Here is a 12,622-nt window from a genome sequence, read left to right as displayed (position 1 = left end):
CCCTGTAGCACTATAGCTCATCTATAAATACTACTAAAATAATTCCAGCCTCAATAAAATCCGATCGTCGACGATGCGTCCTTCATCCACTCCCGTTTGCGGCCTTTGTCGAGCTCGCCGCGCATCCCGCGGACAAGGGCCTCGACGTCGGCCCGCCCGTTCTCGTGCCATTCCAGTGCTGCGCTGACATACAGCTCGCCGAGCTGGGTCAGGGAGAAATCCGCCGTCAGGCGCGCTGCGGCGGCCACCCCCTCTTCACCTGCAAACGCCGTGAAGCCGCGCAGCTTCAGATACTCCAGCCGAAGCTCCTCATCCGGCATCTTGATCTCGTAGGCCCGGTCGAAGCGTCCGGCGCGGTTCATGAGTCCGGGGTCTATTTTCTCCGGATAGTTGGTGGTCCCAATCAGAAAAATCCCTTCCTTGGAGGTAGCCCCGTCCAGCGTATTCAGGAAAAAGGATCTGACCTCCTGCGGCATAGAATCGATATCCTCGATCACCAGCACCATCGGCGCCAGCCGGGCTGCCGCTTCGAACACCTCATTCACCGATTCGCTGCTGGTATATTCGGTAATCTGCCAATAGACGACCGGACCGGGCACGCTTCCGGCAATGGATTTGACCAGTGTGGTCTTCCCATTCCCCGGGTGTCCGTAGAGCAGAATCCCTCTTTTGTAGGGAATGTCGTAAGTGACATAAAAACTGCGGTCCGAATCAAAAAACTGGTCCAGCGAACGGTAAATTTCTTTTTTGATTCCCGCTGCAAGCACTACATCCTCACGCCCTACAGAACGTGTAATGGGTTCATCTTCACGGAAGATCCCGTTGCGTCTGTCGGTGAATACCGTCACCTTATTAATGTTCTGCTCCCGCTGCCGCTTGCGCACATTACCGAGAAATAACTGCAACTGCTCGTCGGAGGCGGCAAATACATAATCCTGGAAGTTGATGCCATTCTCCTGAAATACCGGAACCCGTGCAAGGGCTACCCCCATATCGGGATACGCCAGCACGTTATTGCGAATCGACAAGTGAATGCTATATTCCGGCTGCTCCTTGTCATCGTCATATACAAACGTCCGATCCTCCAGACGGTCAAAGATCCGCGCCACATGCTCCACGCCGGGATGGCCGCTCTGCACATCATTCTCCAGCAGCTTCCAATATTCACTATTAGGATCGTCACTGGCGTACAGCTCATAACGGACACCATACCGGGTGTGCAGAGCTTCAAGAATGCCATCCACCAGGCGGGCGTAAACATCGTAGCCCTTGATCATACCAGTGTTATTCTCATCGTATTTGTAGATTACAGTATGTTTCCTGTTCTCCTTCTCCATGTTTACTTGGTCCCCTTTATCGCTGCGAGCGGCTTGCATTTGGCCACAACAGCAGCCAGGCCGGCGCCCGTAACGCTCTCTATAATCTCATCTACATTCTTATAGGCTTGAGGTGATTCGTCAATGATAGATTCCAGGGAATGCTGATTGACCACAATCTCATCCTCTTGACCTACCCTCATCGACTTGGAAAAATCATGGACCGACACCAGCCGCTTCGTTGCCGAACGTGAGCGGATACGCCCAGCGCCATGACAGATGGAATAATAATTTTCTTCCCCTCCCGGCTGGCCGACCATGATATAAGATGCCGTACCCATAGAACCTGGAATCAGCGCCGGATGACCGGTAGCTGTATAAGGCCGGGGATTATCCGGGTGTCCAGCCGGCAGTGCACGGGTTGCCCCTTTGCGGTGTACGAACTTAGGCCCCGAAGCAGTCTGCTCCTCCCAGGCATAATTGTGCATCAGATCGTAAAGAGTCCGCAGTTCACATTTGGGACCGAACACCTCGCGGAACCCTTCGCGGACCGCGTAGGCGATCAGATGGCGGTTCACCACCGCATAGTTCAGTGCCGAGTACATCAGTTGGACATAGCGCTGAGCTTGAGGATGTGCGAGCGGAGCATAGATCAGGCGCGGATCGGCGCTGCCCAGCCCCAGCTGGCCCATCACCTTGGTGAAAGCCGGTGTGCAGAATTGGTTGACGATACCTCCCCAGGCCCGGGAGCCGGAGTGAATCATTACGACAATCTGCCCGTCGTGCAGTCCCCAAGCCTCAGCCAATTCTTGCTGCTCCTCTGCGACTTCAATCGCCTGAATCTCTACAAAATGGTTGCCCCCGCCCAGAGTTCCAAGCTGGCGGTGCCCCCGGTGCCAAGCCATGTCTGGAAGCTCATTCAGAATCTCCTCATCAAAAGTGAGCTTGCTGATCTCCACATGCGACAATGCGCTCGACTTCTTCGGGGTATAGCTGTCCGGTACATACTTGTTGGGCAGGCCGTGCAGCCCTTTGCGGACAATGTTCTCCAGCCGGATATCGCTGTAAGTCCCCCGCTGCTGCTGCTCCATCGGCAAATATTTCTCAATAGCACGCACCAGCTTCCGGCGCAGCTTCACTTCCCGAAGATCATCCTTATGCAGTGTGGTCAGATGGACGCGCATGCCGCAACCGATATCGCTGCCCACAATGGAGGGAGACACATATCCTTCAGCAGCATCCCATACCGCGGTAGTCCCGATGCAGGTTCCGACGCCTACATGCACATCCGGGGTGTAGCTCATGTATTCGATATTAGGAATTTGCAGATTGTTGTTCGCCATCTCCAGCACCTTGTAATCCATTGTGGCAAACAGCTGCTCGCTGGCATATACCTTCAAATCGCCACCTGGCAGTGCAAGCTCGTGCTTATAGCAGGGGATATAGCCGCCCGCTTGTTCTTCGTTCATATTCATAATAGTTGTTCAATTCCCTTCAAAGTGTAAGCTGTAAATGTATGGAGTGAATAAAATGGGTACGCAAAAAGAGCCGCAGATCATCGTTCTGATCCACGGCTCTTCGCAGAGTTACCGTACATAACACCCAGTTAAGGTTCATAACAGCATGCCAGTCACACCTGTTCTGCACGAAATTCAGCAGGACAGGCGGATGCACATCATGTTTCCCGGACGGGGCCGATGAGATCAGATCTTCCATATGCGGTTGTAAGCTGTGTACTTCCAATCATGTCTCAACGACCTCCCTTCAATTTGATAAACCCAATATATACGGACGTTCCGCTCCGTGTCAACCCTTTTACTGGAAAAACGTTTATTTGAATTTGTGCCAATCCTGGCTGCTGTTCTCCAGCAAATGGGCAAAATCATTCTCCAGACGCTTCTGCTCCGCCTTGCGCTGGTCCTCCACCGCCTTGCGGGCAGCCTCTTTTTTATCGTTCTCTTCAGCCTTGAGTGCATCGCCCTGCGCCTTCAGCTTCTCCAGCACATCACTGCTCAGCAGATCCTTCAGGGTTGCCGGACCCTCCGAAGCGGCGGGGCGCGGCGTATGGATTGGTTTTTTCTTTTTAGCCACTGTCAATCATCCTTTCGGGGACGGTCTGTATCTAAAATGAGCCTAAATCTTACTTATCGGGGCTTTAAAGGCGGTCGCTAACGCTCCTACAGTTCCAAACTTCTCCTCCGTTACTTCAGCCCTTTTGTCAGGATAAAGGTCATTTTATATACTTCAAATTTGTTTTAGTTAAAGTTCTTTTCGTTTATAATGTTAATGAAGAGGTGAGCCTTATGAAATCTACAGACTTGTGTCCACGGTTACAAAAAAGCATGGATATCATCGGCAGACGTTGGACGGGCTTAATCATCTATCAGCTTCTACAGGGACCCCAGCGGTTCAGTGTAATCGAAGCCTCCCTGCCGGTCAGCGGCCGGCTGCTCTCCGAACGGCTCAAGGAACTTGAACAGGAGGGGATTGTCCTTCGTGAAGTATTTCCTGAGACCCCTGTCCGAATCCAGTACTCTTTGACGGATAAAGGACGCGGATTGGAATCGGTGATTCGTGATCTTCAGCAGTGGTCGGATTCATGGATTACCGCCGAAGAGTGCCAGCCTGAGCCCTTCCGCCCGAATTAAGCTTAGGGAACGGTACGACGGACCCAAGAAGTGATTCCCCATAGATTACAGCTTGCGGCCGATAATCACCAGATCACGCAGAACGCCATCCATTTCGGCAACACCTGGCAGCAGGCCCCACTGTTCAAATCCAAATTTCCGCAGCAGCGACAGGCTTGGCTCATTATGGCCAAAGACAAAGCCGACCAGATTCTGCAGGCCAAGACGCGGGCATTCCTCCAGTGCCTTGGCCAGCAGCAGGCTTCCTGCCCCTGTGCCGCGGAATTTTTCATTTACATAGACACTGATCTCCGCTGTGCCATTATAGGCTGGACGGCCGTAAAAAGACTGGAAGCTGAACCAGGCAGCGATTTCTCCGTCTTTTTTGAGAACCCAAAGCGGCCTATGATGGCTGTTATGTTCTTCAAACCACTTCTCTCTGTCCGCTACACTCACCGGCTCCAAATCAGCAGTTACCATCCTTCCTGCAACCGTTGAGTTATAAATATCTACGATAGCCGGCAAATCCCCGGCCACCGCATCTTCGATACTGTAATTCTGCGCTGTCATTGATCCATTCCTCCTGCAAATATATGAATTTCAAAGTTATGGTGCCAGCCCGGTCTGATCCAGACTCCACTGCCACAATTGCGCTGCCGCTGCAGCATCCCGCCCTCGAGGTGACAAGTCCTGAATCCTGCGCCGGTAATAATACTCCCCGGTCACTTCCCGCAGCTCCGGTGCCGTGGCCAGCCAAATGGCTGTATCTGCCCCCTGCTCCGGCGTCAAAAAGAAGTGGGACAGCAGCTTCAGAACCGAGCGCCCAAAGCCTGTCTCCCGGTTCACCCCGATGCTTGTTCCAACCGCCCCCGGATGCACGGCATTTATCGTAACTCTTGTACCCTGCAACCGCGAAGCCAGTTCACGTGTGAACAGAATATTGGCCAGCTTCGAGCGGGCGTAAGCCTTCGCCGGATTAAAGCCGTGCGAAAGAGTATGATCATCCAGGTAAAGTCGGCCGATCTTGTAGGCTCCTGAGGCAACTACCACAATCCGTCCCTGTTCCGCCGCAGTCAGCGGCTCCAGCAGCAGATGGGTCAGCAGAAAGTGGCCCAGATGATTCACGCCCAAATCCAGTTCGTACCCGTCTGCCGTGAGCTGCCTCTTTATCGTAACGACTCCTGCGTTATTGATCAGCACATCAAGCACGGGATAGGTAGCCGTGAATTCATCTACAAAAGCACGGATGCTCTCGAACGAGGCCAGATCGCACAGCATCAGCCTGATATTGCCGGACCCGCTTTGCCGCTTGGCCTCCGCAAGCGCCTCTTCTCCCCGCTTGCGGCTGCGGCAGGCCATAATGACTGCTGCTCCCCGCCGGGCCATTTCAATCGATGTTGCCAGTCCCATTCCGGAGTTGCCTCCGGTGACCAGCACCGTCTTCCCTAACATGAGCAAGTCCCCCTTTCCTCACACAACCTGGCTGGCTGCACGAATCTGGCCTTTTCAAAATACATGATTTAAGATTATGTTACCTCATATCAGGGGATGAAGAAAAGCTCTGCGGCATTATATTCCTACATGGAGGTGAGATCCGGGTATCCTGCTCCCGGAGCAGCTATGAATATTAGTCCAAAGATTATCGTGTTGAACGTACCAATGATATCACCCATCATGGGACCGACCATGATTTATCCGGTGCTGCTGAAGGATGAGGACGGACTCACACTGATCGATACCGGCATGTTCGGTCAGTCAGATGCTCTCTTACAGGCCATCGAGAACTCGGGAGAGCCGCTCTCAAACCTCAAACGGATTATCCTGACCCATCAGGATATTGACCATATCGGTAATCTTCCGCTGCTGGCCGCGAAGCTTCCCGGTATCCAATTGTTTGCCCATCCGGGGGATCTACCGGTTATCAATGGCAGCCAGCCGATGCTGAAAATGACACCGCAGCGCATTGCCCAGATGCCTCCTGCGTTCCAGGAGCAGATGAACCTGTTTCTGGAACAGCTGACGCAGCTCAGCAGTATTACCGAGCTGCATGACGGACAGCAGCTCCCTTGGGGCGGTGGTATCGAGATTATTCACACGCCCGGACATACGCCGGGACATATCAGCCTTTATGTACCGGGAGAGGAGCTTCTGCTCGCAGCCGATGAACTGCGTGTAGTGGACGGACAATTGGCCGGGCCTGCCGAATCCGCCACACCGGATATGCCGCTCGCGCTGCGCAGCCTGCGCAAGCTTGAGGGGCGGAAGATCCGCTCGGTCCTTTGCTATCATGGCGGGCTGTACGAAGGCAGCCCGCAAGAGCTAATTGACACACTGGCTGGAACGCATGAATAGTTAGTACTGCACGTGCACCCCGGAAGGTTATGATCTATAATGAGAACGTTGATTTTTAACGTGAAGCCGAGAGGGGAACCAATGAAATGAATAAGTCTCTAACCACTTTGGAGCAGGGAATGGCTGGCGGGGGCCTGGATGCGCTGCTCGTCACCGATCCGAAGCATGTGTACTATTTGACCGGATTTGCCAGCAATCCGCATGAGCGTTTTCTGGGACTGCTGCTGATCCGCGGCGAGGAGCCGATGCTCATCGTTCCAGCACTTGATGCCGAAGCAGCAACAGCTGCCTCTTCAGTGACCAAGATTCTGACACACAGCGACACGGACAATCCGTATGAGCTGTTGAAATCATGTTTTGCAGGCTCCACACCCGGAACGCTGGGCATCGAGAAGGAGCACTTTACCGTGAGCCGTTATGAACAGCTGACAGAAGCGGTTCCTGCGGATGCGTTCCGTGATATCGGCCCTATCCTGCGGTCCATGCGTGCGAAGAAAACCCCGGAAGAAGTCAGCCGCATGAAGCATGCCGCTGAGCTGGTCGAAGAGGTACTCCGCCAAGGCCTCACGCATGTCAAAGCCGGAGTCAGCGAAATTGAGCTGGTGGCCGAGCTGGACTATCTGATGAAAAAGGTCGGCGCTTCCGGCCCTTCCTTCGATACGATGGTCCTCTCCGGTCCGAACACTGCCCTGCCTCATGGTGTGCCTGGCAGCCGGGTCATTCAACCGGGCGACTTCCTGATGTTCGACCTAGGTGTATACGCCGCAGGTTATGCCTCCGATATCACCCGCACCTATGCCATTGAAGAGGCGAATCCCAAGCTGGTCGAAATCTACAACACGGTTCTGGCTGCCAATGAAGCCGGTATTGCCGCTTCCCGGGCCGGAGCAACCTTCGGTTCGGTGGATCGCGCGGCTCGTGAAGTAATTGAAGCCGCCGGCTACGGCGAGTATTTCATGCACAGGGTTGGACATGGCCTTGGGATGGACACGCATGAATACCCTTCACTGCACGGATTGAACGGGGATTTCATCGACATCGGCAATGTCTTCACCGTAGAGCCGGGTATTTATGTAGCGGGTCTAGGAGGCGTACGGATTGAAGATGATGTCTGGATTACGCCAGAAGGCCCTAAGACCCTGACAACGATGCCAAAAGAACTGACAGTGCTGCATTTATAAGCTGCTTCTCAGACTGGCAGCGGTCTCTGCGTACCGTGTTCCAACTTTCAACAGTGAACAGAAGCAATCCAAAAAGCAGCAGATCTGCTCCGGAAGGAGCTGATCTGCTGCTTTTTATTTATGCGATAAAGCACCTGCTGGCGCGGTAATTCCTGCACAAGACTTCAGGAAGCGCTTCGTGAATCCTCGGCCTTAAGGGCAGGCAACTCGTCCTCGGCAAATTTGAAAGAACGGGCGATGTACAGAATTGGTGTTCCTGCACCGGTAAGCAGGAATTTCACGACATACGTAGTTAGCAGAATCTCAAGCCATACCCTCAGGTCATAGGTCCCAGCAAATGCGATGGTGCAGAATATCAGCGTATCGACAAAAGAGCTGACCATCGTACTGCCATTAGAGCGGACCCAAAGCTGTCTCGAGCTGCTGTAGTACTTCCGAATCCACGCATACAACCGGACATCGAGAAACTGGCTGATAAAATAAGCCGTTAGACTCCCCGCCGCAAGACGCGGCATCAGACCAAATATGATCTCAAGCGAAGGTTGGGCGATATCTGTTTCCTGAGGCTCGAAGAACAGCACCATCTGCATGATCACAGTAGTCATGAGCAGTGTGAAAAAGCCAAACCATACCGCATTCCGCGCTTCGGCACGTCCATATTTCTCATTCAGCAGATCGCTGGTCATGTAGAGCGTGACATACATGGTGTTGCCCAGAGTCATCACAATATCGAACGGCATGGCAATCGTCTTGGCGACTTGAATGTTAGCGATCACCGTGGCAATGCCTACCCAAGCATACAGCCCTTTTTTGCCAAAAAGCCTGTAACAAAGCAGATAAAAAGCAAAATTGACAACTACGAACAATATTCCCCACAACAAATTAAACATGAATCTATTATTCCTCCTAGTTTTGGTTACGCGGGATGGTTACGAACCGCGGCATTCTATTTTTGAGAACAAATTATTACTTTACCACAACCAAATCTAACATGCTATGAAATATTATATTTTCGAAAACGTGAGTTGAAATCTTTATTTTTGCTATACAGCTAAAATATTCGATAAAAATACATAAAATTTCTGAAATTTTTTCAGCGTTTAGCAAATTTTCACTATTCAACCTGAGGTTAATTCTATAGAATAGTTATCAATCACATTCCCGGAAATGATAGCTTCATATATGACCTATACCAACGGAATATATTGCTGCTTGCATTGCCCAAAGCATTGGCATGGGATAGAAAGTGTAATTGAAGGAAAAGGAGCGAATGAAATGTTTCAATTCAAAAAGTCAATTGGCCGTAGATTTACGCTTTTACTGTTCATTGTTCTGTTGCTGTCGTCTGCTCTATTAAGTACCAGTTATTATTTCATATCTATCAATACCTTTGACAGTTATGTGATCCCGCAAATCGACAAAATTCTAACCAGTTCAGCGCAGGATATCTATAAGAATATGAATGCGGCACATGCCCAGCAGACCCTGAACAAAAACGAGCAATCCAAGACAACGATCGAGTTTTATTTTCAGGATAAACGCAAACAGCATGATCTTGAAACGATCTATCTCATCGATTTGAAGGAAGGCAAAGCTACCGTACTCACTGCGGATCACGGAGCGAAGCTGCAGCCGAATGAGAGCATCAAGGTACAACCCGCCATGGAGCAGGCTGCCAAGGGAAAAGCCGGTCTCAGTGAAATTTATAGTGATAGCCACGGAATACATAAGACTGCGTATGTCGGAGTTCCCGGCACTACGATGGTCATCGGAGCAAGTTCGGATGTTGCCTTTGTCCAGGAAAAAATGAACAGTATCCTCTGGATCAGTGCAGGGATCACTTTGGGTGTGCTGATCGTGGGTGTAGGCGCTGCACTGCTTATGACCCGCAGAATCACACGTCCGATCACACAGCTTGCGGCCTACAGCAATAAGCTGGCCGGCGGTGATTTCACCCAGCAGCTCGAGATCAAAGGGAGCGATGAAGTAGGCCAGCTAGCCGAGAGCTTCCGGACCATGAGCGAGAGACTGAAAGAGATGATTGGACATGTACTGGATACCTCGGGCGTTGTGGTCGCAGATTCCAACGATCTGAAGGAACGTACCGACGTCCTGAACGGGATGGCTGAGCAATCTTCCCTGTCTGTTGTAGAAATCGGCAAGGGCAGCACTGCCATAGCGAGCAGCGCGCTGGATAATTCCCGGGCGATGGATGAGATTAATATCGGCATCCAGCATATTGCTTCAGCTGCCGGCGAGGTTACCGAACAGATCATAGAAGCTTCCGATAAAGCTACGGGCGGCAACGACATCGCCCAAAGTGCGGTAGAGCAAATGCGCCACGTGGCCGAAGCTTCGGCGAAGTCACTGGAGCAGTTCCATAGCATGAATGAGCGCTCGATGCAGATCGGTGAAGTCGTCCAGGGAATTACTGAGATCACGAAGCAGATTCAAATGCTCTCGCTGAATGCTTCCATTGAAGCTGCAAGAGCGGGCGAGCATGGCCGCGGTTTTGCGGTGGTTGCCGGAGAAGTCCGCAAGCTGTCTGAGCAATCCAAGGAATCGAATGAACAAATCCGTGAGTTCCTGCTTAGCTTGCAGGAGGACATGAACCGGTCGGTGGAAGAAATGAATCAGGTGAATGCAGAGGTCGCTTCCGGTGTAGGCAAAGTGTCTGAAGCCGGAGATGCCTTTAGCCACTTGCTGATTCTCATTCAGAGCATCAACCAGAGCATCCAGTCTGTATCAGCCGCTACTCAGCAAATTTCGGCAGGCACCGAGGAGGTTAGCGCCTCCGTGGAAGAAACGGCTCAGATTACTTCCAAATCGCAGCAAAATGCGGACACGCTTGCCGTGAACTCCGAACGCCAGCGGCAGGAGCTTGAAGTTCATGCACAGACTGTAGAACATTTATACCAGCAAGCCGTGAAGCTGCAGGAAGCGGTACAACAGTTCAAGATTTAGTTAGGCAAGAATGATGTGTATCTCTGCAAAAGCATACAGCAACGGGTGCCGTTCTATGATGGAATGGCACCCGTTGCTGTTTGTGTTACTGTATTTGTGAAAATTATGCATTGGAAGGTGGTGCGGTACCCCAGTCCCTTCCCCTCAATGTCTTGGCGCCCAGAGAATGACAGCCACTCCGATGACACAAATAGAGGCACCGATCCAGTCGTAGAGATCCGGTGTTTTTTTGTCAACCAGCCAGCCCCACAGTACGGCCAGCACGATGAAGACTCCGCCATAGGCGGCATAGACTCTGCCGAAGGACGGAAACTTCTGCAGGGTAGGAATAATCCCGTAGGCAACGAGAATCAGTGCTCCAACCCCTCCATACCAGAGCGGGCGCGATTCGCGCAGCCACAGCCAGACCAGATAACCGCCGCCAATCTCGGCCAGACCAGCAACGATAAAGAGCAGAACCGCTATGACCATGGTTACCTCCCTTGTTGAGTTAATCCCATGATCTCATAGACGGCAGCCATGTCAAGATTCGCACGCACATTATCCGCCAGCCGATCAAACTCCTGTTCGCGCAGCGCTCCTGCCGAGAAAGTCTGCGCAATCGGCGCAAGCCCTTTGGCGAGTCTCAGACCATCCAGCCAAGCTCTGCGCAAGCCGTCATTGTGGAATAGCCCGTGCAGATAGGTACCCCAGACCTGGCCATCCGGCGTTCCCCAACCTTCAGGCTGAGGACTCCCTTCCGCTCCGGTTAGGTGAAAAAGGGGTCTAACCGAGGAGGGCGCAATGTTCGTAGTGGTCCCCATATGAATTTCATATCCTTCAATGGAAAGCTCCGGTTCCGTTCCGGGAGGCATTCCTCCCAGGAGCAGAGGATGGTTCTCGGCCAGCTTACCTCTGGTGCGTACTGTAGTCTTTTGCTGGAGAAAGGAGGTGGACAGCGGCAAAAGCCCAAGCCCTTCCCTTTCGCCTGGTTCATTACTTTCTACCGCATGCGGGTCATACAGCTTCATGCCCAGCATCTGATACCCGCCGCAGATCCCTACAAGCTGCTTTGTTCCCTGGTTCATCGCGGATGTGATAGCTGCCGGGAACCCCTGTTCCCGCAGATAATCCAGGTCAGCGCCCGTATTCTTGGTCCCCGGCAGGATGATGGCATCCGGCGTGCCCAGCTCATCAGCGGCTGTCACATAACGCACTGCCGTATCCGGCTCGTCCTCCAGGGGATCAAAATCAGTGAAGTTGGAGATTCTCGGGTAGCGGATGATGGCGATATCCAGCTCCTGACCCTGGGTTGCCTGCAACCGTCCCGACGTTCCTTCTAGAACTACGGAATCTTCCGCTTCGATCCGCAGATGCGGAAGAAAGGGCAGCACACCCAGAACTGGTATACCTGTACGCTGCTCCAGCCAATCGAGTCCGGGCTGCAGCAGGGACAAGTCACCACGGAATTTATTGATGATGAAGCCTTTGACACGGGCCCGCTCATGCGGCTCTAGCAGCTCCAGGGTGCCGACCAGAAAAGCAAATACACCGCCCCTGTCAATATCGGCAACCAGTAGCACCGGCGCATCCGCCCAGCCTGCGAGATTCATATTGACGATGTCTCTCGCCTTCAGGTTAATCTCAGCCGGACTGCCCGCGCCTTCCATCAACACGACATCGTAAGAACCCCGCAGCCGTCCAAGCGCATCCATCACCGTACTCTTAGCTTCCGGCAGGAATTTCTCACGGTATTCGCGTGCGCTCAGTGCTGTATGCGGCACACCGTGCACTACGATCTGCGCACTCATCTCGCCGGAGGGCTTCAGCAGAATCGGATTCATGTCAGTGGTGGCTGTAATGCCGAATGCTTCAGCCTGCATGCCTTGAGCACGGCCGATTTCCTTGCCGTCTATAGTAACGTAAGAATTCAATGCCATATTCTGTGACTTGAAAGGCGCTGTCCGGTACCCGTCGCGGGTCATTATCCGTCCAATCGCGGCGGTAACCAGGCTCTTCCCGACATCCGATGCTGTTCCTTGGATCATCAGTACAGCCGCAGGCTGTGGCTTCATTTGTGTAGGTTCTGCTTGATCTTCCATGCCAAGCCTCCTTGCTTGCTATTGGTCTGCTGCCGGAGTCCTGGCGAAGCAGTTGTTCTTACTCAAGATAAGCCGACACATGGGCCGGCTCTGATAAACAC

Annotated in this window: 13 protein-coding genes; 4 read left to right on the top strand and 9 right to left on the bottom strand. The window is 52.6% G+C overall.

Annotated features, from left to right (window positions below; genetic code table 11):
- Window positions 1-50: 50 nt before the first annotated feature.
- From ACAN54_RS13150 to ACAN54_RS13135, 4 genes are all read right to left on the bottom strand, one after another.
- Complete coding sequence (locus ACAN54_RS13150; RefSeq protein ID WP_379155231.1) at window positions 51-1,337, bottom strand: ATP-binding protein; 1,287 nt, start codon at window positions 1,335-1,337, stop codon at window positions 51-53.
- Window positions 1,338-1,339: 2 nt separating this feature from the next.
- On the bottom strand, window positions 1,340-2,785 hold the full coding sequence (locus tag ACAN54_RS13145; RefSeq protein ID WP_379155228.1) for an RtcB family protein: 1,446 nt from the start codon (window positions 2,783-2,785) through the stop codon (window positions 1,340-1,342).
- Between the two features lie 25 nt (window positions 2,786-2,810).
- On the bottom strand, window positions 2,811-3,059 hold the full coding sequence (locus ACAN54_RS13140; protein WP_379155225.1) for a hypothetical protein: 249 nt from the start codon (window positions 3,057-3,059) through the stop codon (window positions 2,811-2,813).
- 87 nt (window positions 3,060-3,146) lie between these two features.
- The gene (locus ACAN54_RS13135) at window positions 3,147-3,407 is read right to left on the bottom strand and encodes a YqkE family protein (protein ID WP_379155222.1); all 261 of its coding nucleotides are present in this window, start codon (window positions 3,405-3,407) and stop codon (window positions 3,147-3,149) included.
- 212 nt (window positions 3,408-3,619) lie between these two features.
- On the opposite strand from ACAN54_RS13135, the gene ACAN54_RS13130 reads away from it, so the two are divergent.
- Window positions 3,620-3,964: a winged helix-turn-helix transcriptional regulator gene (locus ACAN54_RS13130; RefSeq protein ID WP_379155219.1), complete on the top strand. Its 345-nt coding sequence runs from the start codon at window positions 3,620-3,622 to the stop codon at window positions 3,962-3,964.
- A 45-nt stretch (window positions 3,965-4,009) separates the two neighbouring features.
- On the opposite strand, the gene ACAN54_RS13125 is transcribed toward ACAN54_RS13130, so the two are convergent.
- Both ACAN54_RS13125 and ACAN54_RS13120 read right to left on the bottom strand, forming a co-directional pair.
- Window positions 4,010-4,513: a GNAT family N-acetyltransferase gene (locus ACAN54_RS13125; RefSeq protein ID WP_379155207.1), complete on the bottom strand. Its 504-nt coding sequence runs from the start codon at window positions 4,511-4,513 to the stop codon at window positions 4,010-4,012.
- A gap of 36 nt (window positions 4,514-4,549) precedes the next feature.
- Window positions 4,550-5,395 carry an SDR family oxidoreductase gene (locus tag ACAN54_RS13120; protein WP_379155204.1) on the bottom strand — a complete coding sequence of 282 codons (846 nt, stop codon included), beginning with the start codon at window positions 5,393-5,395 and terminating at the stop codon, window positions 4,550-4,552.
- 129 nt (window positions 5,396-5,524) lie between these two features.
- Between ACAN54_RS13120 and ACAN54_RS13115 the strand changes: the two genes are divergently transcribed.
- Both ACAN54_RS13115 and ACAN54_RS13110 read left to right on the top strand, forming a co-directional pair.
- On the top strand, window positions 5,525-6,295 hold the full coding sequence (locus ACAN54_RS13115; RefSeq protein ID WP_379155201.1) for an MBL fold metallo-hydrolase: 771 nt from the start codon (window positions 5,525-5,527) through the stop codon (window positions 6,293-6,295).
- A gap of 86 nt (window positions 6,296-6,381) precedes the next feature.
- Window positions 6,382-7,476: a M24 family metallopeptidase gene (locus ACAN54_RS13110; RefSeq protein WP_379155198.1), complete on the top strand. Its 1,095-nt coding sequence runs from the start codon at window positions 6,382-6,384 to the stop codon at window positions 7,474-7,476.
- Between the two features lie 164 nt (window positions 7,477-7,640).
- Here the strand turns inward: ACAN54_RS13110 and ACAN54_RS13105 are convergent, their stop codons facing one another.
- Window positions 7,641-8,366 carry a queuosine precursor transporter gene (locus tag ACAN54_RS13105; RefSeq protein ID WP_379155195.1) on the bottom strand — a complete coding sequence of 242 codons (726 nt, stop codon included), beginning with the start codon at window positions 8,364-8,366 and terminating at the stop codon, window positions 7,641-7,643.
- Window positions 8,367-8,751: 385 nt separating this feature from the next.
- On the opposite strand from ACAN54_RS13105, the gene ACAN54_RS13100 reads away from it, so the two are divergent.
- The gene (locus ACAN54_RS13100) at window positions 8,752-10,440 is read left to right on the top strand and encodes a methyl-accepting chemotaxis protein (protein ID WP_379155192.1); all 1,689 of its coding nucleotides are present in this window, start codon (window positions 8,752-8,754) and stop codon (window positions 10,438-10,440) included.
- A gap of 144 nt (window positions 10,441-10,584) precedes the next feature.
- Here ACAN54_RS13100 and ACAN54_RS13095 read toward each other — a convergent pair whose 3' ends face one another.
- Window positions 10,585-10,911 (bottom strand): YnfA family protein, encoded by a 327-nt coding sequence (locus ACAN54_RS13095; RefSeq protein ID WP_379155189.1) that lies wholly within the window; start codon window positions 10,909-10,911, stop codon window positions 10,585-10,587.
- 2 nt (window positions 10,912-10,913) lie between these two features.
- On the bottom strand, window positions 10,914-12,521 hold the full coding sequence (locus tag ACAN54_RS13090) for a cobyric acid synthase (RefSeq protein ID WP_379155186.1): 1,608 nt from the start codon (window positions 12,519-12,521) through the stop codon (window positions 10,914-10,916).
- Window positions 12,522-12,622 lie beyond the last annotated feature (101 nt).

The sequence above is a fragment of the Paenibacillus diazotrophicus genome (genome assembly GCF_042610465.1).
This window is presented reverse-complemented; position numbering and strand designations above follow the sequence as displayed.

Bases quoted from the DNA above. Each gene is read 5' to 3' on its own strand.
- ACAN54_RS13115 (WP_379155201.1), top strand. From the start codon at position 5,525: ATGGAGGTGAGATCCGGGTATCCTGCTCCCGGAGCAGCTATGAATATT.
- ACAN54_RS13125 (WP_379155207.1), bottom strand. From the start codon at position 4,513: ATGACAGCGCAGAATTACAGTATCGAAGATGCGGTGGCCGGGGATTTG.
- ACAN54_RS13120 (WP_379155204.1), bottom strand. From the start codon at position 5,395: ATGTTAGGGAAGACGGTGCTGGTCACCGGAGGCAACTCCGGAATGGGA.
- ACAN54_RS13145 (WP_379155228.1), bottom strand. From the start codon at position 2,785: ATGAACGAAGAACAAGCGGGCGGCTATATCCCCTGCTATAAGCACGAG.
- ACAN54_RS13110 (WP_379155198.1), top strand. From the start codon at position 6,382: ATGAATAAGTCTCTAACCACTTTGGAGCAGGGAATGGCTGGCGGGGGC.
- ACAN54_RS13105 (WP_379155195.1), bottom strand. From the start codon at position 8,366: ATGTTTAATTTGTTGTGGGGAATATTGTTCGTAGTTGTCAATTTTGCT.
- ACAN54_RS13100 (WP_379155192.1), top strand. From the start codon at position 8,752: ATGTTTCAATTCAAAAAGTCAATTGGCCGTAGATTTACGCTTTTACTG.
- ACAN54_RS13130 (WP_379155219.1), top strand. From the start codon at position 3,620: ATGAAATCTACAGACTTGTGTCCACGGTTACAAAAAAGCATGGATATC.
- ACAN54_RS13090 (WP_379155186.1), bottom strand. From the start codon at position 12,521: ATGGAAGATCAAGCAGAACCTACACAAATGAAGCCACAGCCTGCGGCT.
- ACAN54_RS13150 (WP_379155231.1), bottom strand. From the start codon at position 1,337: ATGGAGAAGGAGAACAGGAAACATACTGTAATCTACAAATACGATGAG.
- ACAN54_RS13095 (WP_379155189.1), bottom strand. From the start codon at position 10,911: ATGGTCATAGCGGTTCTGCTCTTTATCGTTGCTGGTCTGGCCGAGATT.